Source organism: Saccharicrinis fermentans DSM 9555 = JCM 21142, assembly GCF_000517085.1.
In the GTDB taxonomy this organism is placed as follows: Bacteria; Bacteroidota; Bacteroidia; order Bacteroidales; family Marinilabiliaceae; genus Saccharicrinis; species Saccharicrinis fermentans.
The window spans coordinates 2,592,737-2,614,272 of record NZ_KI912107.1 but is presented as its reverse complement, the minus strand read 5'-3'; the positions used below and the strand labels follow the sequence as shown (position 1 = coordinate 2,614,272).

The window sequence follows — 21,536 nt, the reverse complement described above, 5'->3', positions numbered from 1 at the left end:
GCAAGTTTAGTGGGGAATGCATCCTTAGGCAATAGTTGTGTTGTTGATGCGGACGTAGTACTTTTTACTATGACGACTTTCTTTGGCGTGATTATGGATTGATAATGATGTGGTTATGTGTTTTGTAGTGCCAGAATGACATGTGTATGGAGGTGATAGAAGTAACGTTAACTTAATTGTAACCTAGATTATTAATGATATTTTAATATGTCGTACTTTCTCTTTAAGGTGCCCAGGTATACATTTGTACATTCATAAAACTAGGCTTGTTATGATATCTGTAATTATTGCCGATGACCATGCCGTTGTAAGGACGGGTTTGCATTTTATTTTTCAGGATTGTACTGGTATTGCAGTTAAAGCCGAAGCAGACAGTGGAGATAAGCTGTTGTCTATCCTTCAAAATAATACTTTTGATGCTGCTATTGTGGATATGAATATGCCTGGCATTAGTTCCTTGGATTTGATAGCCAGGTTAAGAGATGATTATCCTAAACTTCCAGTGGTGGTTTTTACTATGAACGCAGATGATAAGTGGGCTGTTCGTTCCTTTAAAAGTGGTGCCTTGGCATATATTAATAAGGAAGAGAATCCTGATGAATTGATTCGTGCCGTTAAAAGCGTGGTGAAATACAAGCGTTATCTAACCCCAAGGCAGGAATCTCTTTTTGCCAACCGCTTTATTGTGGGTGTAGATGGGGTTGTGGATCATGAGGGGCTTACGGATAGAGAATATCAGGTAATGTGCATGTTAGCAGATGGAATGACGAAAACAGATATTGCCCATAAACTTCAAATAAGTAAAAATACCATTAGTAATCATCGCAATAATATCCTAAAAAAACTCAATCTGGCTAATAATGTAGCGCTTACCAAATATGCTTTGAGTCACCAAATTATTTTATAGCTAAAAGTCAGGTTGTTTGTTTTTTGGGAGGGGAAAGATGGTTTAAAGTGTTTTTTTCCTGTACACCTGCTCCCCTAAGTTGAATCAGTTTGTTTAATAAATCAAACCAAAAGGGAGATCCAACCGATAATGCGATGGCTGTGAGAAAGCATCCAAAAATATAATTGAACCAACTGGGACTGTCTTTTTCTGTATCAGGATATTTAATATCTAATATGGAGACCACTGTCTTTGTATCCTTCAATAGATCGTCGATATGAGTGGTTAATGCGTCTATTTTTTCCAGTCTTTCAGTGGGTATTGCGTCCTGTGATCTATAGCTTTCGACATAGCTACTGGCTGCCTGAACCAGGGCAATACCTGATTGTTCATCTCTTCCCAGTCGTTTTGCTATCTCTATGGTGTTTAAGTTCAATGAAAAGGCGATCAACAGTCCTATAACAAAAGAAACAAGTTGAGCTTTCTTTTTGTACCAACCTGACACGCGCTCCATGGTTTCGCAATACCATTCTTCAATGGCTGTTTTAAATGCTTCTCTATTGTTTTCGGTTTCTTCAATTAGTCTTATCAAATATTGCTGACTTGGGCTATCTGAATTTAATTTGTTTTTTATAACTGACATATTTTTTTTGCTGTCAAAAAGTTCGTCGAGCATACTTAATAAAGTTTTGGCAAATGTTTTAGGTTTGAGGTAGGAGGGTAGTTTGCTCTTTCCTGTGAACATGCTTTTTTTGCCTAAGTATTTGTATTCCGGTCGGGCTAAAAATGTTTGGCTAAGTATTTCGCTGTTTACTGTTTTGTTCTCCTGGTCGTCCAACATCCGTTTTATTCCGGTACGTAAGACTTTACCTCGCAGATTTAACCAGGAATTAATGAGCTCGGTGAATGTGGTAGTTATAAGACTGTATAAGGCATATATAAATATTAGGCCGATGGCAATGTCTATGGCTGGATTATTGAACATATGGACGTTTTTTTAAGGATGAATAATTTTGTTTGATATTGACGATAATAAGATAATAATAAAATATTAACTTTGATAATGGGGTTGTAAAATATTCATTGTTAGTGATGTGTAAAAAAATATACCCCAGTATTACGGTTGATTATCGCGAAGTGCCTTCGGGGATTCCGGATATTTTGAAGGAAAAATATTGTTTCATAGAAATGAAGAGGATGAAAACAGGAGATTATGTGATTAACGAACAGGTGGTAGTAGAGCGCAAGACCAAAGATGATTTTGTGGTTTCTCTGATAGAAGGCAGACTCTTTAAACAATGTTATCATCTTAGAAAAAGTGCTTTTATTCCCACTTTAATTATTGAGGGTAATCCTTTTTGTACAGGACATGCGATTACGCGAGAAGCCATAAGGGGAGCTCTGCTATCTGTTTCTGTGGCTTGGCAGATTCCTATTAATTACACTTCGAGTGTTGAAGATACTGTTCAAATGTTATGGATGATCGCCCAGCAAAACCAGAATCAGCAGCAAGTACTATACAGGCGTGGATACAAACCGAAGACTTTATATAAACGACAACAGTATTTTTTGCAGGGATTGCCTATGGTAGGGCCTAAGATAGCTGCAGAACTGTTACAGCACTTTGGTACTATTGAAGGAATATTGAAGGCGGATGAAAAGTCCCTGCTGGCAGTTCCCGGCATGGGAAAGGAACGGATTCGGAAAATTAAAATGTTTATGGAAGGTAGCGCAAAAAAACTTGCATCAAGAGGACTATGAATAGGGATTTATTTTAGGTTGTCAGTTAATCTTCTATGACTCTGACTTTTATTTTTTTGGCAGGATTACCTTTATAAATCGTGTATGCTTCAAGAGTTCCCGAGGCTACCGATTGCACAGTAAGTACCGCGTGTGATTTACAAATGGTGTTGGGTGTAAGCGTTGCCCGGGCGCCAATCCATGTTCCATCTTCCAAAACAATACTACCTATCATTAAATCAAAAGCCTTACTTTTGAAATTATGGTTTCCGCAAAGTAACATAGCACCTTGAGAAAGGCAACAATGGTTGCCAATGGTTACCTCGTCCAGGTTGTCAATCCATACTTTTTCGCCAATCCAAGTATGGTTTCCTATGGACAATTTCCACGGGTATTTGATATTAACACCTGGTTTAATAACTACACCATCACCTACTTGCGCACCAAATATTTTTAATAATATTCTCTTTAAAGACGAAGAAGGGTTTAGTGGGTTCATGAAAAATAATACGTTCACAAAGTACCAAAGTAGTTTTTTTATTGCGCTACCCGGCTGATACCAGCTGTTGTTATAGGTTGATAGATCTGTTTGTTTCATAGAGGTAAAAGCTATTTTTGTTTTAATATTTAATGGCTCAGTCTAGTGACTTGTTCCAAATATTAATAAACCAATGCCCACTAATATACCCAGTAGATATAGAGCCTTGGTTTTTATGTTTTTTTCTTTAAACAAATATGCACCAAAAGCAAAAGCTACAATCACACTTGCTCTGCGTAATGCAGATACAATAGAAATCATGCTTTCAGGAATGTGTAAGGCATAAAAATAAAAGAAATCTGCGACAATTAGGAAAAAGCCAATCAAAGGAATGCTCCATCGCCAAATGAAAGGAGATGTTTTTTTTCTGGTGGGCCACCATATTACCATAACCAAAGGGACGAACAGGATAACTTGATAAAAGGTAAAGTAACACTGAACGGCCATTCTATTAATGTGTTGGAGGAGAAACTTATCGTACAGTCCGCTTACAGCCCCAAATAAAGTTCCCAAAATCAAAAATAAAATCCATTTGTTTCGTCTAAAAGAAATTCCTTCTGTTTTTCCTGCAATGGAAAATAAATAGAAAAAAGCCAAGGTAATTATGATTCCTATCCACTGATAGGTTGTTAGTCTCTCTGAAAAGATAATGATGGCGCCAATCAAAGTCCAGAGAGGTCCAGTTGCCCGCACAGGTGACACAATTGTCAGAGGCAAGTGTTTTAGTGCAAAAAAGGAAAATATCCAGGATGTGACCACTATCATTGATTTCAGCAAAAGCATGGCATGCTCTTTCAGCGTAATCGAAGGGATGAAGAATAGGTGATCGCTGGATATAAAATGGCTTTGCGAAGCAAGCCATAGTGGAACAAACAAAATGGCGCCACTCAATGAGCTAAATAGCAAAACCGGAAGAACAGCATTGTTGTTAAGGGATACTTTTTTTACCACATCGTAAATGCCTAAAAAAAGAGCAGACACTATTGCCAATAACCACCACATATAAAATTGTTTTTTAAACGAACAAAAGTAGGGATTTGTATGGATTAGGATTAAAATATTAACTTTTTGTTTTGTAGAATGAAGATATTTAACGTAAATTTAGATAAGAGAACACGTGCTTTGTTTCGGGGTATTTTCTGGTATTGATTTTGAATAGCTTTTTATATTTAGACAGGATAAAGCCAAGTTGAGGGTGTTAATGTTGGCTTGTTCAACCAGTGGAGGATCATTTTAAATCATTCAAACAGTTGTAATGAATTATCTAGTGATTAAAAACGGATTTGTGGTTAAGGAGTCGGCTATTGTTACCGAGGATATTCTGGTGGGTGGAAATAAGATACTTCAAATGGGGCAACATATAGAACGACCGACCAGTGAAACGCCGGTAATTGATGCATCTGGAAAATTTGTAATGCCCGGAGCTGTGGATATTAACCGACATTTTCTGCCCCGTAGTTCAGGAGAGGTTTCCCAGGAGGAACTAAGGAGGCTAAACCAAGCCGAGATATACAATGGCACTACCTCTATGATTGATGCAATCGGTGATTTTTACGATAAAAACTACCTGTATAATATTTATAAAGCAAAGCAGAGAGCCCAAAGCAATTTAATTGATTATAGCTTTCACTTGACTTTTTCTGAATTGAAAAGTGATGTTTCGAACGCCTTTGATTATAGTTATATTCATGAGGGTATCTCTACTTTTCTGCTTACCCTATCGTTGTTGGAAAAAGTGAATGTTAACATACTAGAATCCATTGTTAAAAGAGCCGCCAGTAGTCATCTTTTAATTATCTGCGATTTAATAATTCCCGAAGTGGAAAAAAGCGGAGCAGAGGATGTTAAGATGAGTCATCCGCTTGCACTGCAGCATCATTTTGAAGCCTTGTCGGTATTGGTTGAGATGGGGTTGAGATATAAATGTCCTCTTATGTTTTTGAATGTGAAGTTTAAGGAGGAGTTGGAAATGATCAGTGATGGGATGGAACATGGAGGTGATTTTTTTGTGAGTTTAAGTATGCCTTTTTCCATTGATTTGTCTGATCTTGGATCGGGACAAGGAGGAGGGAACTCCTTGTCGAAGGTAGCCTTAGCCAACAGCCTGCATCCCCTTAAAGAAGAAGAGATCTGGTCCTTGGTCAGAGGGAAGCGATTTATGGTGAATCCACCGTTGTTTAACCTGGCCATTGACGAAAGTCATGAGGAAGTACTGGTCTATAACAGGCCGGATAAATTCTTTTACATGCGGAATTTTTTAAGTATGCTTTATACTGTAGGTGTTAGCGAAGGAAATATAAATATAATGGATTTGGTAGATATTGTTTCTGCCCGTCCTGCAAAAATAATGGGGCTTTGGCCACAAAAGGGAATACTGCAACCGGGAGCGGATGCCGATTTTGTTATATGGAATCCTACCTTTGACAGGAATTTATATTGTTCAATGTCCAATGCCTATGCTACTTCTCAAAAGAAATATAAGCTGAAGGGAAGACCCGATTTTGTGTTTGTGAAAGGAAAGATGGTCTATAATGGAGAATCCTTTTACTCCAATCATTCCGATGGTGCGTTTGTATTCAGAACTGCACCTTTGATTGATTGATATGTAGATTGAAAAATAAAGCTCACACCCTAAGCCCTCATACTCTATACCCTCATACTCTATCCCCTCATACTCTATCCCCTTCAACTCGCCACTTTAACCACAAAAACAACTTTTTGCATATGACCGCTGTTTGTCTGAGGTAATCATGATTTTTCCTCTTTCAGGTGTGTATCTTCACATTTTAATATACGTCCTTTGTATTTGTCTATCATACCATAATTATGGGTTGCCATAATGACAGTTTTTCCCATCTCCGAAATTTTTAACAACAGCCTCATTAAGTCGTTGGTTGTTTCCGGATCCAGATTACCAGTGGGCTCATCGGCTAATATCAAGTCCGGTTCGTTTAACAAGGCACGGGCAATGCCAATGCGTTGTTGTTCACCACCAGATAATTGGTGTGGCATTTTGTATCCTTTGTGTACCATGTCAACCTGAGTGAGTACGTCGCGGATACGCACATCCATTTCTTTTTTGTTTTTCCAACCGGTGGCTTTAAGAACAAAATTTAAGTTTTCGTACACAGAACGATCACTGAGTAATTGAAAATCCTGAAAAATAATGCCCATTTTTCTTCTTAAAAAAGGAATCTGGCTTGATTTAATTTTTTTTAGGTTGTAACCCACAGAAAAAACGGATCCTTCTTTTACCAAAACTTCACCATACATCGCTTTTAATAGGCTTGATTTTCCGCTTCCAACCTTACCAATCAGATAAATAAACTCACCTTTTTTCACTTCCAGGTTAACATCTTTTAAAATAATATTCTCCTGGTGACGGATGACACTATTCTTAAACTCAACAATGTTGTTTTCTTTATTTTCTATGGGGAGGGATTGCTTGCTCATTTTATAAATGTACTGTTATTGAGTTGCCTAAAAATATTGCGTGAAATTAAAAAAATAAATTGTGTTTTTGTTACGTTTAACAAGTTAGATATTAAAATGGATCACTGTATTTTGAGGAATTCTTATTTTTTGGTGCTGAATGCTAATCAATAAGCATAAGATGAACCTGTAAAGGTTAAAATTTTTATCTTTATGCCCCGAAAGCAGAAATGATGGTTTACCAATAATCAGAAGTAAAAGTTTTGTTGAATGATATATACTAAATACCTTACCACAACAGTTATTGCTTTATTTTTAAGCATACATGTTTTTTCGCAACAATCCATTGGATTTCAACAACCGGAAAAAGATTTTGACAAAGCCCTGGAGCTTTATCGTCTCAATAAGTTTGGCTCTGCTCGTGAGCAGTTCGAAAAATTTATAGGTAATTCGGTTAAGGCAGGCTCTAATTTAATATCAGAAGCTTATTATTATAGGGCTATTTGTGCAAAGGAGCTGGAAAACGGTGATGCCCAATACCTGTTTGAACAGTTTATTATTGAACATCCAGAAAGTAATAGAAAAGCGTTTGCCTATTTTCATTTGGGCGATATTCAGATGAATCGTAAAAAGTTTAAACAAGCCTTGCGCCAGTTTGACGACGTGGATGAACGAAAGCTAGATGATGAAACACGTTATGCTTATTTCTTTAAAAGGGGATACTGTCATTTTATGGAGGAAGAATATGATGTGGCCAATAGGTATTTTTACGACTTAAAGGATGTTGATAGTAAGTACTATGATGCGGCCAATTATTATTATTCGCATATTCAATACCAAAAAGAAAATTATGAAACGGCACTTAAAGGCTTTCGACGACTGGAGAATGTGGAGGCTTTTAAAAAAGTAGTACCTTATTATATTGCTCAAATTCATTATTTAAAAGGTGATTACGATGCATCTATTGAATATGCCTTACCAATGATGGAAAAGGGTACCCAGAAACGTAAGGCCGATATGGCTCGTATTGTAGGAGAATCATATTTTGCCAAGAAAGAGTATGCAAAATCGACCGGGTATTTCCAGAAAACCATTGATTTATCAGAAAGTGCACGAAGAAAAGATTATTACCATTTGGGCTTTGCCTATTATTATCAAAAAGAGTATGACAAAGCAGCCGAATATCTGAGTATGGTTACCTCGGCTAATGATGAAATGGCACAGAATGCCTACTATCATTTAGCAGATTGTCATCTTAGATTAAATGATAAGAAAAGGGCTCGTGTTGCTTTTGAAGCCGCGGCAAAACTGGATTTTGATAAGGATATCCAGGAAGATGCTCTTTTTAATACTATCAAACTCAATTATGAGCTGTCGTACTCTCCATTTAATGAGATTATTAACTCTTTAATGGGTTTTATTGAGATGTTTCCAGAGAGCGATAAAATTGACCTGGCCTATGATTATCTTGGGAAAGTGTTTTTGACAACGAAAAATTATAAACAGGCCTTGGGTGCTTTGGAGCAAATAAAAATAAAGAATGCGGGTGTGTATAGAGCCATTCAGCGGGTAGCTTATTATCATGCCATTGATCTTTTTACAAATCTTAAATTCTCAGAAGCCATTGAAGTGTTCGACTATAGTCTACAGTATGAAAAGTATGACAATGACCTAAAGGTGAAGGCATATTACTGGAGAGGAGAAGCAAAATACCGCTTAAATAACTTTGAAGCAGCAGTAAAGGATTATAATCAATTTATTTTGATGCCGGGAAGTTACCAAACGCAATACTTTGATTTAGCACATTATAATATTGGTTATGCCGAATTCAAATCTAAGCATTACGAAAAAGCCAAATCGTGGTGGAGAAAATATATTAAGATGGAAATGGATAAGGATGCTCCCACTGTAGGAGATGCTTATAACCGTATTGGCGATTGTTGTTTTGTGCAGCGTGAGTTTCAACAAGCCATTAACTATTATGAGCAGGGAGAGGCTTATCTTGAAGGGGCTCCGGATTATTCCCTATACCAAAAAGGTATCTCTCTGGGGGTGTTGAGAAAGCATGATCAAAAGATATCGGAACTGAATGAATTGATTCAAAAATACCCCAATTCTAACTATGTGGATGATGCTCTGTACGAAATGGGTAAGTCGTATGTGGCACTCAATGATTTGGATAATGCCATAAAAAGATATAAGACTATTAAAGAAAAGTATCCTAGTAGTAGTTATTCTAAGAAGGCTATGTTGCAATTGGGCTTGGTTTATTATAATGCCAGTGATTATGATAATTCATTGGCTTTTTATAAGCGGGTTGTAAATGAGTTTCCTGGAACGCAAGAGGCATCCGAATCGCTGTTAGGCATACGTAATATTTATATGGACAGGAATGATTTGGATGGCTATGTGCGATACACTAAAAAGTTAGGAAGCTTTGCTCAGGTGGATGAACGAGAGCAAGACTCGTTAAGTTACGTGTCTGCAGAGCGCTATTATTTAGAAACCAAGTGTGATATCGCCATTAAAAACTTTCAACAATATCTGAAAAAATATCCTCAGGGTATGTTTGTGCTCAATGCCAATTACTATATGGCAGATTGTTTGTACAAGCAAGGAGATAAGAGTGATGCCCTAAAAGCATATCGCAATGTTACATCTAGCAGTAAAAATATTTTTACAGAAGAGGCATTGATTAGATCGGGAGAAATTAATTATGCCATGGAAAGTTATCAGGAGGCTTTGAATAATTTCCGTGAGTTGGAAAGAGTAGCCGAGAATCAAACTAACCAGGTGGAAGCACGGATTGGCTTGTTACGGTGTTATGCCAAACTGCAGGATGCTGACAATATCATTGAGGCTGCACAAATAGTATTGGATGATCCTAAGGTTGCTGCTGAGATTGTTCGGGAAGCTAGGTTTATAAAGGCAGGCGCTCATATGATGAAAGGAGATAGCGAACAAGGCATGGCAGAATATGGGTTGTTGGCCCAAAACCCCCAAAGTGCCGAAGGTGCAGAGTCTAAATATTTAATAGCCCAATATTATTTTGATATGGGAGAATATAAAAAAGCCGAGGATGAGGTGTTTGACTTTGCAAATAAAGGAACTTCGCATCAATATTGGCTGGCCAGAAGTTTTATTGTGTTGGCAGACATTTATGAGGCGGGTGAGGAGTATTTTCAGGCTAAACAATATTTGCAAAGTATCACAGAAAACTATAAAGGGAAGGATGATATCCTAGGGATAGTGGCAAAACGTTTGTCCAACCTGGAAAAGAAAATGGCAGTGTCCACCGCAGAGGAGTCTGCCGATTCGTTAAACATTCAATAAGCATTCCTCCATCTTGAATTTGAATAATATTTTAAAAATGAAACATATCAATAAAATACTTTTACTTGCAGTTTCCGTTCTTTGTTTTGTGTCTGTCAATGGGCAGGAGTTAAATAAGGATGTGAAAGTGGTAAGAGAATATAATCCCATCATATCAGATGCTTATAAAATAAATGAGATGCCCGTGGATGAGGTCGATCAGGCTAGTTTTAACCCTGACTTTTCATACGATATCCTGTCAAAGGCCATGTCTTCAGGGCTGGCTGTGGAGCCTATATCCGCCGCGCGCTTAACACCCGAACGAAAGACGATTTTAGATAAGTCATATGTAAAAGGCGGTTTGGGAAATTATGTGACTTTGTTCGGCGAGCTAAATTATAATGTCCTTCGTTCTGAGGAATATGCGGTAGGCTTAAATCTGGGGCATATTACCTCTGCAGGAGATGTTGAACTGGAAGATGATACAAAAGTGGATGCTCCTTTTCATGATACTTGGGCCTCTTTGTATTTTCGCCGCTTTTGGAAAGATTACACCCTTTCGATAGATGCTGACTTTTTGCATAATATATATCATTATTACGGATATCAAAATTTGGAAGAAACAGATTCTTACTATGGTTTGACCTATCCCTTGGAGCCTTTCTTGGGTGAGGATTTGATGGCGGACGAAAGACAGCGTTTGAGTTCTTTTGACTTGTCTGTAGGTTTGAATAATAAAGTGTTGGATGATTCCGGAACTCCTTTTGATGCTGAATTTGAGTTTGGAACCTTTGGTAATGTGACCGGTGTTCAGGAAAATCATTTTGGCTTAAATGGAACAGTGCGTAGCTATATGAATGATATGTTTGTTGATGTGGTGGGTGGTTTTGATTACTACGGTACTTCTATTCCTGATTCTATTTCTCCATTGTATCAATTTGTAGACCGTAGTATGACAGTGGTAAATTTATCGCCTGCTCTGGGTTTTCAGTTTGAAGGGGCTAATGTGAAAATAGGATTGGATATTTTTGCCCAATTAGGCGGGGAGGATGATGATTTTAATGTGTCACCCCATTTGGAAGCTGATTTGGAGATAGCAGAGGGTATCGTTACTGCTTTTGCCGGAGTAAAAGGGGATTATTATATAAATAATTACGAAAAGATACAGCGCGAAAATAGATTTGTTTCGGCTGATGTAAATGTAAATAATAGCTTTCACGGTATTCATCTTTTTGGTGGGCTACGTGGTAACTTTAGCTCGCAGACTAGCTTTACCGCCCGTTTAGACTATTCTACATTTGAGAATGAACACTTTTTTATAAATAGATCTTACGCAGATGTTAGCCCTCTATCTGCTGTATCGGGTCAGATATATCAGTCTAATATATTTGATGTTGAATATGATGATGGTAGTCTGTTGAGCATTTCTGGTGAGCTGAAATACGAGCCTTCTTCTAGTTTTAATATGCTGTTGAAGGGAAAATATAATGGTTGGAATATGGATCGACTGGCTCAGGCCTGGCATAAGCCTGAAATGGAATTGGGAGTATCTGCTAATTATGAGTTTGCTGATGATTTGTGGTTTAATCTCAGTATGTATTCTATTGGCAAACGATATGCTTGGGATGTGCTTGGTGAAGAGGAGAAGGAATTGAAGGGAGTGATTGACTTGAATATGGGACTTAACTATTATATGAGTTCAAAATGGACGCTTTTTGCAAATGTGAATAACCTTCTTATTGGTAAGTATTATCAGTATAATGGCTATCCTTTGCAAGGATTAAACCTAAGAGCGGGAGTAGGATATTCTTTTTAATGAGGTGAAGTAGGGCGTGCTGATGTTATCGTCTCTTATTGAGTATGTTGGTTTGTGAAAAGCAAATGAACGTACGAATGATTTTGTATGGAATTCTGTGTGATGGAGTTTCATATGTGTGGACTAAAAATGGGGTCCTGTTAAAATCATTATAACATGCAGTTTGTGAGTGTTTTATGGTGTTAATAAAAACCTACTTCAAGCGCTTTTTAAAGCCACTATTTTTGTTATCTTTGTAAGGCTTTACAAGTGGCATCGTACACTTTGTAAGAGCAGCATAAAACAAGAAGTTTTTATACGAGAAATCTATAATTGATGAGCGAAGAAATTATTGACGATAACAACCAGAATCAAGAAAACGGTTACTCAGCCAATAGTATTACCGTACTAGAAGGGTTAGAGGCAGTTCGTAAGCGACCTGCTATGTATATTGGAGATGTTGGCGTAAAAGGTTTACACCACTTGGTTTACGAGGTTGTAGATAACTCCATTGATGAGGCTTTGGCCGGTCATTGTGACACCATTTCGGTAATTATTAAAGAAGATAACTCCGTTTTAGTAAAAGATAACGGACGTGGTATTCCTGTGGATCTTCATGAAAAAGAAGGTAAATCCGCTCTAGAGGTAGTAATGACTGTGCTGCATGCCGGTGGTAAATTCGATAAAGATTCTTATAAGGTTTCGGGAGGTCTGCATGGTGTAGGTGTTTCCTGTGTAAATGCACTTTCTACCTATCTTAAAGCAGAGGTTCACCGGAATGGTAAGGCATACCAACAAGAATATGCCATAGGGGTACCTCAGGGTGAATTGCAAGAGTTGGGCGCTACCGATGATACCGGTACCATAATAACTTTTAAGCCTGATGATAGTATTTTTAACACTACGGAGTATAAATATTCTATTTTGGCCAACCGTTTGAGAGAGTTAGCTTTCTTAAACAGGGGAATTAGAATTACCTTGACAGACGAACGTGAGTTGGATGAGGAAGGAAATCAACGAACTGATGAATTTCATTCTGAACGAGGATTGGTAGAGTTTGTTGAGTTTATTGACGAGACCAGAGAGAAATTGACAGAGAATGTGATTCACATTACCACAGAAAAGAATGATGTACCTGTTGAATTGGCGATACAGTACAATACTTCTTTTGGTGAGAATGTGTATTCATATGTAAATAATATTAATACCATTGAGGGGGGGACTCACCTTACTGGTTTCCGAAGGGGGTTGACTCGTACATTAAAAACATGGGCTGATAAATCAGGTTTATTATCTAAGCTTAAGTTTGATATTGCAGGTGATGATTTTAGAGAGGGACTAACTGCTGTGATCTCTGTTAAAGTTCAGGAGCCTCAGTTTGAAGGTCAAACAAAAACGAAGCTGGGTAACTCAGAAGTTAGTTTGGCTGTTGATCAGGCAGTGAGTACGGCGTTGACACATTATCTGGAAGAAAATCCGAAGGATGCCAAGATAATTGTTAATAAGGTAATACTTGCCGCCACAGCACGTCATGCTGCTCGTAAAGCACGCGAAATGGTGCAGCGTAAAACAGTGATGTCCGGTGGTGGATTGCCCGGCAAGTTAGCTGACTGTTCAGATAAAGATCCAGCTATTTGCGAAGTATTTCTTGTGGAGGGTGACTCTGCAGGTGGAACCGCTAAGCAGGGGCGTAACAGGCGTTTTCAAGCCATTTTGCCTTTACGGGGTAAAATACTGAATGTAGAGAAAGCTCTTCAACATAAAGTGTTTGAAAATGAGGAGATAAAAAATATATTTACGGCCCTGGGTATTACTATAGGAACCGAGGAAGATAGTAAGGCATTGAACCTTGAGAAAATTAGATATCATAAAGTGGTGATTATGACAGATGCCGATGTGGATGGTAGCCATATTACTACGCTAATTATGACATTTTTCTTTCGTTATATGCGTGATTTGATAAAGAATGGGTATTTATATATTGCAACGCCTCCTTTGTACCTTTGTAGAAAAGGTAAAAATGTGGAGTATTGTTGGAATGAGCAACAAAGACAGGATTTTGTTGCCAAATACAGTGGAGGTAAAGAAGACTCTGTTCATATACAGCGCTACAAAGGTCTGGGAGAAATGAATGCTGAACAGTTGTGGGAAACAACCATGAATCCCGAACAAAGAACGCTTCGTCAGGTAAGTATAGAAAGCGCAGCAGAAGCTGATCGTGTTTTCTCTATGCTTATGGGGGATGACGTTCCTCCTCGTAAAGAGTTTATCGAGGAAAATGCTACTTATGCTAATATTGATGCCTAATATATTATTCAGGTTTAAAGAAACGTCCTTGCTTAAAGGGCGTTTTTTTTTGGAAATATTTAGTCTGGCACTTTAAAGTTAAGGGTTTGAAGTAAAGGATTTCAGAAGGCAATTCAGAGGTGTTGTTGATGTAAAGTTCTTTTTGATCAGGTTAATAAAAATATTTGCATGACAACTATAAATAACATTTATCCCCAACTTTTGGCACTGACCTTAAATCAGGTTAGCTTTGTCTGGTTTTATTCTACAAATCTTTTTATAAAATCTGTCTTATAGGATCTACCGATGGGTACCTTTGTGTGGTTGGTAAGATACACTTGGTTGCCTGAAATCTTCTCAATTTTAGCAGTGTTAATGATGAAGGATTTATGAATGCGGGCGAATTGATTCATGTTTAATTTTTCTTCCCAATGTCGCAAGGATTCTGTTGCTAAGTATTTTTTAGGGGTGGTTATGATCTCGGTATAATCAGCATCGGACTTTATCAGTATAATGTCGTCTGTGATGATTTTGTAGAGTTCGTGTCCTGATTTTATAAAAAGCTCTTTGCGGAATTCGGGGATTTGATTCTGAGTTTTTGTGTCAGAGGAAGGCTTGCTGGTAATGGGTATTTTATGGATGGCCTTTACAAAGCGTTGAAACGAAAAAGGTTTTAGCAAATAGTCCACAACGCTGTATTCGTAGCTTTGTAGTGCGTAATCGGGAAATGCAGTAGTGAGTATGATGTGTGTTTGTTGCGGTATCATTTTCAAGAAATCCATGCCTGAAATCTTAGGTAGGTGGATGTCCAGGAAAATCAAACCAACCTGCTCTGTTTTTAAAAAGGCCATAGCTTCTATTGCATTTGAAAAGCAGGCTTTTAGGTGTAGTATTTCTATGTCGGCGATATATTTTTTTAAAATTCTTTGCGCCGGTGGCTGGTCTTCTATAATGATGCAGTCCATCATAAATCCTTACTTTTTTGTTGGCCTCAAGGCTTTGTTTTATATAACTTCATGTAAATTGATAGACAAATATACTTCAAATGTTTCATCGCCTCGAATTATTTTTAATTCATGCGCATTGGGATATATTAATTGCAATCGTTTTTTTACATTTTCTAAGCCAATGCCACTTGATAAATCATTTGTATTGGATAGTTGTTGAAAAGAGTTTTTACAAATGAATTTTAATACACCGTTGGGGGTAAGCTCTACTTCTACATCGATTAAAATATCTTTTGTTTGACTGGCCGTACTATGCTTATAGGCATTTTCAATAAATACTATTAATATGATGGGTGCAATATAGAATGAGCCATCAATGTTGCGTTTGGTGAAGTGAATTTTTCCACGATCTTCAATTTGTAATTCGTTGAGTTGCATGTAGTGATGAATGAGTTCTATTTCTTTTTCCAACAAAACAAATTTCTCTTTACATTCATACAACATATATCTTAGTACTGCAGACAATTCCAAAATAATTTCGGGTGTCTTGGGCGATTTTTCAATGGCATAGGCGTATAGATTATTGAGGTTATTAAAAAGAAAATGGGGGTTGATCTGAGATTTTAGGAAACGTAGTTCGCTGTCCTTAATGGCAGCCTCTAACTTTTCAACCTCATGTTGCTTCATTAGTGCATCCCAGGCAAATTTAAATCCCGATAGCATGGTTATAACGGGCATTCCGTTTAATAAGGTATAAAACATACCTGCAAATTTTCGGCCTCTGGTATCGGGAAAGAATATTTGTTCCAAAACAAATTCCTCGATGATAATAGAAATGGAAGTTAATAGAATAATGATAAGGGAGAATTGTATGTATTTTTTTTGATAGAAAAATTTAGGTAAAAAGACGTAGTTAATCAGGAACGCGATGGTGGCATAGTTTATAAAAAATACGATTTGATGAAGCGCTATTTGGGGGTTGTGTTTGTCAAAAGAATAAAAAACAAAAGCCAAAATGTTTAAGATGAATTGGAATATTATTTCCTGAATGGATATGGATTTACGGGAAAGTTTATTGTTCATATGTTTAAATTTATCTTTCAATAGCCATATGGAACTCCTTATCTTCATCATTGGTTGGTGAGAGAAAGTTTTACTTATAGCTCTTCTTATCAAATTAAAAGTAATGGCTTTGTTTTAAATGAAGAAATTTAACCCCGCAACCGCTCGTTTGATACGTCCAACAACAGTGTATTACCTGTCAAATTGAATGGGTCATTGAGCGCTTCATTTGTGTCGTTCAAAGATCATTTTTTTTTAATTGCTGAATAGTCCTGTTTTTTGTGGTAATTAAGAATAAAATAAATGTAAAAATGCGAATAATTAATTTCATTGTATGGTTGATCTTGTTTTCTTTGCCCATGGGTGTTAACGCGCAAGGAAAAGAGGTCATAGTGAAGGGTGTTGTTGTTGATGGGGCTGTCAGACCTGTTGAGTTTGCCACCATTATTATCAAAGATAAGCTTACAAATACGAATGTTACCGGAACGACCTCTGGCGATGATGGCGCCTTTGAGCTTGCGACAGTGTCGGATAACTTTTATGTGGAAGTTAGCTTTTTAGGATATGAACCCGTGGTTTTAACAAATATAAAAGTTGTTAATGGAAGGGTTGATATGGGCACGATAACTTTAAACGAAAGTAATAATCAAGTGGGAGAAGTTGTGGTTAGGGCAGAGAAGTCTCAAACGGAATTTAAACTTGATAAACGTGTTTTTAATGTAGGTAAAGATATTAGCAGTACAGGAATGAGTGCCATGGAGGTTCTTAATAATGTGCCATCGGTAAATGTGGATATAGAAGGTGCTATCAGTCTACGTGGCAGCGAAGGCGTTCAGATTCTGATTAATGGCAAACCATCTGTTATAGCCAGCGATGAAAGCAATGCGCTGGGAACGATCACTGCTGAAATGATAGAGAGGATAGAAGTGATCACTAATCCTTCAGCCAAATATGATGCAGAAGGAACTTCTGGTATTATTAATATTGTGATTAAAAAGGATGAACGAAAAGGTCTCAATGGTTCTCTTTCCTTGAATACCGGTAGTCCTGCTAATCATAGTGTGGGCGTTAGTCTCAATAGACGAACAGAAAAGTTTAATTTGTTTAGTCAGCTTGGTGTTGGGCGACGAGAAATGCCAAGGGATAAAAAAAGTATTAATAGTGATTTGATCAATCATTCATCCATTGTTACCGAAGGAACCGAATATAGAAAAGAGACTTTCTACAATGTTATATTAGGAACCGATTATCACATCAATGATTATAACATATTGACCCTCTCAGGAAATGTAGCCTATGAAGTTGAAGATCAGCCTTCGTTGATTCGTTACAGTCAGTTGGTCAACGGAGTGGAAGAGGCTCGCTGGTTTAGGGACGAGACAACAGATGCCACAAACCCTAAATGGAGATATGAGCTGCAGTATGTGAAGAATTTTAAGGATGACAAAGAACATCAGTTATTATTTAGTGCTTTGGGTAATTTCTTCGGTAAAGATCAATCATCGGTGTTTACAAATACAGTTAATTTTGGCAATGTTGATGGAGCTGACCAAAAGACAGCAACCGACTTTCAGGAAGCTAAATATACTTTTAACCTGGACTATACGAATCCTTTAACAGAGGAGATTATGATTGAAGCCGGAGGACAGTATGTGTTGCAAGATGTAAATAATGATTATGAGGTGAGCAATTGGGACAATATGCAATGGCTAGCGGACGATGGCTTAACCAATGTGTTTGAATATGATCAGAAAGTATTGGGGCTCTATGGAACCGCATCTTATGAAGGGAAAAAAATGGGATTAAAGCTCGGCCTGCGGATAGAACAAACCGATTTGAAGACTTTGCTTATCAATACGCAAGAGTCTAATGATCAGAATTATTATAATTTTTTTCCATCCATCCATACCTCATTAAAACTGACCAGCCACTTTTCTCTTCAGGCAGGATATTCCAAAAGGATATACAGACCCAGATTGTGGGATCTAAACCCATTCTTTAATATTCGTAATACGTACAGCGTCAGAGCTGGCAATCCCGATTTGCAGCCTGAGTATACTGATTCTTATGAATTGACAAGTATTTATGTGCTCAGCAAGGCTTCATTGAACTTTGGTGTTTATTATCGATATACAACTGATGCCGTAGAAAATGTTTCGGTTTATGAGAACAATGTGAATACCTCTATGCCAATGAATATTGGTATTAATCATGCGGGTGGTATCGAGTTTAACGGAAAGTACAGTCCTAATAATTGGTTGTCGTTTAATGGCGACTTTAACTATAGCTATTTTAACAGGAAAGGAGAATATGATGCTTCATCCTTCGATTTTAATGCGGATCAATGGTCCTCGAAATTAGTGTCTAAACTTAAGTTTCCTGCTGATGTAGAAGTTGAGATAACCGGAAATTATCGGTCCAAGCGAAAAACGGTACAGTGGGAATATGAGGATAATTTATATGCCAGCTTAGGTCTCAGAAAAAAGATGATGAAAGGGAGGGTAGTTGTAAACTTGGGTGTAAGAGATGTTTTTGCCTCACGGAAATCGGAATATGAAAACCATGATAGTGATTATTATCTCTATGGTTTAACCGAAGGTCGTAGGTTTTTTACCTTTGGTATAAGTTATGGCTTTGGAGATGGTGAAGCGATGGAATACTCCGGGCGACGAAGACGTTAAACTTGCTTAATATAAAACCGATGAAATCACCTCATGAGAATGTGGTGGTTGTGTGTTTGTTTTTGAAAGAAGGGGTTATGTGTCGAATGGAATTAGGGTCAGTGCCAAAAGTTGGGTGTAAATGTTGTTTATAGTTGTCATGCAAATATTTTTGTTAATCTGAATAAGAAGAATTTTACATCAACAACACCTCGGAATTGCCTTTTGAAATCCTTTACTTTTGCATTGAAAGATTCTGCTGCAGCATTGGTACTTCCGTTATCTAATCGAGAACAATGTTTCTAACTTATATGATAATTTTCTTTGCTTTTGGAACTTGCGTTAATGTCCTTTTTATCATTGCCATAAAAAGGACCAAAAAGGTCTAGAACAATAGATCACTACCTGCCCTGCATCAACTTCCCTTTCCGTCCGGCGCACACTTCCTTCGCGCTAGGCCAACAGCACTACCACCTCAAGTGCGCCCAGGGAAGCTTCTCGCCAACGCCGGCCCCGGGGCTATTGTTCTGGCCAACCCTGCGGTTCATTAATTGATAGCTTTGTACATTAATAGGAGATATCCTTTAGATGAGAGTTCTTGAATATGGTTGGATAAATTGTAAAGACTTTCGTTATACTTGAAATTATTATTAAAATAGAATATCAACACCCTTAACTTCAAATCCTTAGTTTAAAATATGCTTTCCGCTTGAAGATTTCCGATAGGATACGATCTGGAAATAATCTAATATTCCTGCTGGTGAAAATAGAGCCACCGATGGCTCCAATGATAGTTCTTCTTTCACAATTTATTTTATCAGTTTCTATTTAATAGCTAAATAAATACTTATTTTTCAACAGACCCAACTTTTGTACGTGATCCTGGAATTAGCCCAAAGATGCATTAAAATTACATATAACTAAGATGTTAGCTAGTTTGTTTTATGGCAATAGGTTTTTGAATTACCGCATAGGTGGATAAGACGAATCGCTTTGGTGTGGAATTGTATGATATGTAGTTTGGGAGCTGTGTCAGGGAGATTTCATGGATGTCTCTCTGACACAGCTGTCCAATTGGTAATATTTTGTTTTGTGGATGCTATTTTCTGTCTTGTTTTAGTCTGTCAGCCATAGCAGTCCCTAGCTTTAAGCAAGCGTCGTATTTGTTTGACTTGAGCGCATGTTTTTCTTCAACACTTTCGCCAACAATTTCCCATTTAAGTTGCTCTCCGATGGCCGTGAGTTTTTTAACGGCAGCACCGGACCAAGAGAATGATCCTAGTATGCCCAGGTAGTGATTCTGAACGCCCATATGTACTAATTTGGAAGTCAACGCTTCCATATTTGGATGGAGTTCGTTACAGTAGGTAGGACTCGCTAAGATAACCCCTCTGTATTTAAAAATATCGGAAATAATAAACGAGGCGTGTGATTTAGATACATCGTGAACACGGATGTGTTTAATACCGTTTTCTGCTAGTTCACGGGCAACAGCTTCAGCCATTTCTTCAGTGTTTCCGTACATGGATGCGTAAGCAACCACAACACCTTCTTCGGTTTCGTACTTACTCCACTTATCATAGTAGTTAATGACTTCTTTGATGTATTTTCTCCAGATGGGGCCATGGGTGGAGGCAATCATCTTGATATCCAGGTTTGCCAGTTTGTCAAGTGCTTTTTGTACTGGGGAACCATATTTTCCAACAATATTTGAATAATATCTACGCATCTCATCTCGATAATACTCAAATTCAAATTCATCATCAAAGATAGCACCATCCAGTGTTCCAAAAGAACCAAAAGCGTCAGCTGAGAATAATATTTGTTCTTTAGATTCGTAGGTGACCATTGTTTCGGGCCAGTGTACCATAGGTACCAGGTAGAAGTTTAAGGTGTGCTTGCCCAAATGAAGGCAGTCTCCTTCTTTAATTTCTAATGTATTATCTGAAATGCCAAAATATCCTTCCAGCATGGGTAAGGTTTTTTTGTTGCCTACAATCTGTATTTCAGGATACATTTTTCGGATGATGTCTATAGAGCCGCCATGGTCTGGTTCCATATGGTTAACAACAAGGTAGTCTATGGGGCGATCTCCAATAATAGCTTTTATTTTCTTTAGGTATTTTTCAACTTGTCCTATTTCAACGGAGTCAATAAGAGCTACTTTTTCGTCCGCAATTACATATGAATTATATGCAACGCCACGCTCTATAGGCCATATGTTCTCAAAAAGATGTGTTCTTCTGTCATTAACACCAACATAAAAAACATCATCGGTTAGTTTTACCGGCTTGTACATATCTATATTTTATTTGTTATTTCGGTATTGATTTGCTACAAAAATATATAAAACATTTAGCCCATGAAATATTGGCGGGCGAAATGATTTGTATAATACTTTAACGTTTTCTTATTAAAAGCCAAGTGTCGTTGTATTTTTCGAATTCTGTTCTGATATAACCAACCTTGTTTCTTGCATCCGTTTCATTCTTATATGCAGATACGGAGACACGATAAAGCCCATTTTCGTTTTCCAGTATTACAGGAGTAAATCCCTCCTCTATTAAGGTGTTTTTGTAAGTTCGTGCATTATTCAGCACTTTAAAGGATCCAATAATCACATAATATTTGTATGCAATATCGTCTTCAGACTCAATTACTTTAAACTTTTCTTCTTTTACTACTATTGGTTTTGGTTTCACCTTTGGTTTTACCACTGGTTCTTCCTGAACATAGGGGGAGTCGCTGTCGCTAAAGCTAGAACTCCCGGAGTCTTTTAATGATCTGCAGCTAATTACACTTAGCGTGAGGGTAGTCAATAGAAATAATTTATACATTGTATTTAGTTTTATTGATTTCTGATTTTGATTCTTCAAAA

General features: G+C 37.5%; 15 protein-coding genes and 1 pseudogene. 7 read left to right on the top strand and 9 right to left on the bottom strand.

Translation table 11 applies throughout. The annotated features are described in order from the left end of the window. The first annotated feature begins 271 nt into the window (after positions 1–271). On the top strand, positions 272–907 hold the full coding sequence (locus CYTFE_RS0110395; RefSeq protein ID WP_027471734.1) for a response regulator: 636 nt from the start codon (positions 272–274) through the stop codon (positions 905–907). A 7-nt stretch (positions 908–914) separates the two neighbouring features. Here the strand turns inward: CYTFE_RS0110395 and CYTFE_RS0110390 are convergent, their stop codons facing one another. Then, the gene (locus CYTFE_RS0110390) at positions 915–1,871 is read right to left on the bottom strand and encodes a hypothetical protein (protein WP_027471733.1); all 957 of its coding nucleotides are present in this window, start codon (positions 1,869–1,871) and stop codon (positions 915–917) included. Positions 1,872–1,978: 107 nt separating this feature from the next. Here CYTFE_RS0110390 and CYTFE_RS0110385 point away from each other — a divergent pair, with 107 nt between their 5' ends. Then, complete coding sequence (locus CYTFE_RS0110385) at positions 1,979–2,647, top strand: ERCC4 domain-containing protein (RefSeq protein WP_027471732.1); 669 nt, start codon at positions 1,979–1,981, stop codon at positions 2,645–2,647. 25 nt (positions 2,648–2,672) lie between these two features. On the opposite strand, the gene CYTFE_RS0110380 is transcribed toward CYTFE_RS0110385, so the two are convergent. Together CYTFE_RS0110380 and CYTFE_RS0110375 are read right to left on the bottom strand one after the other, a co-directional pair. Then, positions 2,673–3,224 carry a WcaF family extracellular polysaccharide biosynthesis acetyltransferase gene (locus CYTFE_RS0110380; protein WP_027471731.1) on the bottom strand — a complete coding sequence of 184 codons (552 nt, stop codon included), beginning with the start codon at positions 3,222–3,224 and terminating at the stop codon, positions 2,673–2,675. Positions 3,225–3,266: 42 nt separating this feature from the next. Continuing rightward, positions 3,267–4,166: a DMT family transporter gene (locus CYTFE_RS0110375; protein WP_027471730.1), complete on the bottom strand. Its 900-nt coding sequence runs from the start codon at positions 4,164–4,166 to the stop codon at positions 3,267–3,269. Positions 4,167–4,419: 253 nt separating this feature from the next. Between CYTFE_RS0110375 and CYTFE_RS0110370 the strand changes: the two genes are divergently transcribed. Further along, positions 4,420–5,766 carry an amidohydrolase family protein gene (locus tag CYTFE_RS0110370; protein WP_027471729.1) on the top strand — a complete coding sequence of 449 codons (1,347 nt, stop codon included), beginning with the start codon at positions 4,420–4,422 and terminating at the stop codon, positions 5,764–5,766. Positions 5,767–5,912: 146 nt separating this feature from the next. On the opposite strand, the gene CYTFE_RS0110365 is transcribed toward CYTFE_RS0110370, so the two are convergent. After that, positions 5,913–6,617, bottom strand: coding sequence for a cell division ATP-binding protein FtsE (locus tag CYTFE_RS0110365; RefSeq protein ID WP_200871398.1), 705 nt, complete (start codon positions 6,615–6,617; stop codon positions 5,913–5,915). Between the two features lie 249 nt (positions 6,618–6,866). Between CYTFE_RS0110365 and CYTFE_RS26085 the strand changes: the two genes are divergently transcribed. The 3 genes from CYTFE_RS26085 (at position 6,867) to gyrB (ending at position 14,010) form a co-directional block, all read left to right on the top strand. Further along, on the top strand, positions 6,867–9,929 hold the full coding sequence (locus CYTFE_RS26085) for a tetratricopeptide repeat protein (RefSeq protein ID WP_044262737.1): 3,063 nt from the start codon (positions 6,867–6,869) through the stop codon (positions 9,927–9,929). A 37-nt stretch (positions 9,930–9,966) separates the two neighbouring features. Beyond that, positions 9,967–11,724, top strand: a complete 1,758-nt coding sequence (locus CYTFE_RS0110355) for a TonB-dependent receptor (protein ID WP_027471727.1) — start codon at positions 9,967–9,969, stop codon at positions 11,722–11,724. 315 nt (positions 11,725–12,039) lie between these two features. Then, positions 12,040–14,010 carry a DNA topoisomerase (ATP-hydrolyzing) subunit B gene (gyrB, locus tag CYTFE_RS0110350; RefSeq protein ID WP_027471726.1) on the top strand — a complete coding sequence of 657 codons (1,971 nt, stop codon included), beginning with the start codon at positions 12,040–12,042 and terminating at the stop codon, positions 14,008–14,010. Between the two features lie 239 nt (positions 14,011–14,249). Here the strand turns inward: gyrB and CYTFE_RS0110345 are convergent, their stop codons facing one another. Together CYTFE_RS0110345 and CYTFE_RS0110340 are read right to left on the bottom strand one after the other, a co-directional pair. Further along, on the bottom strand, positions 14,250–14,957 hold the full coding sequence (locus CYTFE_RS0110345; protein WP_027471725.1) for a LytR/AlgR family response regulator transcription factor: 708 nt from the start codon (positions 14,955–14,957) through the stop codon (positions 14,250–14,252). A gap of 36 nt (positions 14,958–14,993) precedes the next feature. Further along, positions 14,994–16,019, bottom strand: coding sequence for a sensor histidine kinase (locus CYTFE_RS0110340; RefSeq protein WP_027471724.1), 1,026 nt, complete (start codon positions 16,017–16,019; stop codon positions 14,994–14,996). Between the two features lie 290 nt (positions 16,020–16,309). On the opposite strand from CYTFE_RS0110340, the gene CYTFE_RS0110335 reads away from it, so the two are divergent. Then, a complete protein-coding gene (locus CYTFE_RS0110335) occupies positions 16,310–18,679 on the top strand; it encodes an outer membrane beta-barrel family protein (protein ID WP_052343139.1) in 2,370 nt (789 codons plus the stop codon). 137 nt (positions 18,680–18,816) lie between these two features. On the opposite strand, the pseudogene CYTFE_RS31130 reads toward CYTFE_RS0110335, so the two are convergent. From CYTFE_RS31130 to CYTFE_RS0110325, 3 genes and pseudogenes are all read right to left on the bottom strand, one after another. Further along, positions 18,817–18,933: pseudogene (locus CYTFE_RS31130) on the bottom strand (hypothetical protein); the annotation flags it as partial. 824 nt (positions 18,934–19,757) lie between these two features. After that, a complete protein-coding gene (locus tag CYTFE_RS0110330; protein ID WP_027471722.1) occupies positions 19,758–20,957 on the bottom strand; it encodes an FprA family A-type flavoprotein in 1,200 nt (399 codons plus the stop codon). A gap of 100 nt (positions 20,958–21,057) precedes the next feature. Continuing rightward, complete coding sequence (locus tag CYTFE_RS0110325; protein ID WP_027471721.1) at positions 21,058–21,495, bottom strand: SPOR domain-containing protein; 438 nt, start codon at positions 21,493–21,495, stop codon at positions 21,058–21,060. Between the last annotated feature and the right edge of the window lie 41 nt (positions 21,496–21,536).

Bases quoted from the DNA above. Each gene is read 5' to 3' on its own strand.
- CYTFE_RS0110395 (WP_027471734.1), top strand. From the start codon at position 272: ATGATATCTGTAATTATTGCCGATGACCATGCCGTTGTAAGGACGGGT.
- CYTFE_RS0110390 (WP_027471733.1), bottom strand. From the start codon at position 1,871: ATGTTCAATAATCCAGCCATAGACATTGCCATCGGCCTAATATTTATA.
- CYTFE_RS0110385 (WP_027471732.1), top strand. From the start codon at position 1,979: ATGTGTAAAAAAATATACCCCAGTATTACGGTTGATTATCGCGAAGTG.
- CYTFE_RS0110380 (WP_027471731.1), bottom strand. From the start codon at position 3,224: ATGAAACAAACAGATCTATCAACCTATAACAACAGCTGGTATCAGCCG.
- CYTFE_RS0110375 (WP_027471730.1), bottom strand. From the start codon at position 4,166: ATGTGGTGGTTATTGGCAATAGTGTCTGCTCTTTTTTTAGGCATTTAC.
- CYTFE_RS0110370 (WP_027471729.1), top strand. From the start codon at position 4,420: ATGAATTATCTAGTGATTAAAAACGGATTTGTGGTTAAGGAGTCGGCT.
- CYTFE_RS0110365 (WP_200871398.1), bottom strand. From the start codon at position 6,617: ATGAGCAAGCAATCCCTCCCCATAGAAAATAAAGAAAACAACATTGTT.
- CYTFE_RS26085 (WP_044262737.1), top strand. From the start codon at position 6,867: ATGATATATACTAAATACCTTACCACAACAGTTATTGCTTTATTTTTA.
- CYTFE_RS0110355 (WP_027471727.1), top strand. From the start codon at position 9,967: ATGAAACATATCAATAAAATACTTTTACTTGCAGTTTCCGTTCTTTGT.
- gyrB (WP_027471726.1), top strand. From the start codon at position 12,040: ATGAGCGAAGAAATTATTGACGATAACAACCAGAATCAAGAAAACGGT.
- CYTFE_RS0110345 (WP_027471725.1), bottom strand. From the start codon at position 14,957: ATGATGGACTGCATCATTATAGAAGACCAGCCACCGGCGCAAAGAATT.
- CYTFE_RS0110340 (WP_027471724.1), bottom strand. From the start codon at position 16,019: ATGAACAATAAACTTTCCCGTAAATCCATATCCATTCAGGAAATAATA.
- CYTFE_RS0110335 (WP_052343139.1), top strand. From the start codon at position 16,310: ATGCGAATAATTAATTTCATTGTATGGTTGATCTTGTTTTCTTTGCCC.
- CYTFE_RS0110330 (WP_027471722.1), bottom strand. From the start codon at position 20,957: ATGTACAAGCCGGTAAAACTAACCGATGATGTTTTTTATGTTGGTGTT.
- CYTFE_RS0110325 (WP_027471721.1), bottom strand. From the start codon at position 21,495: ATGTATAAATTATTTCTATTGACTACCCTCACGCTAAGTGTAATTAGC.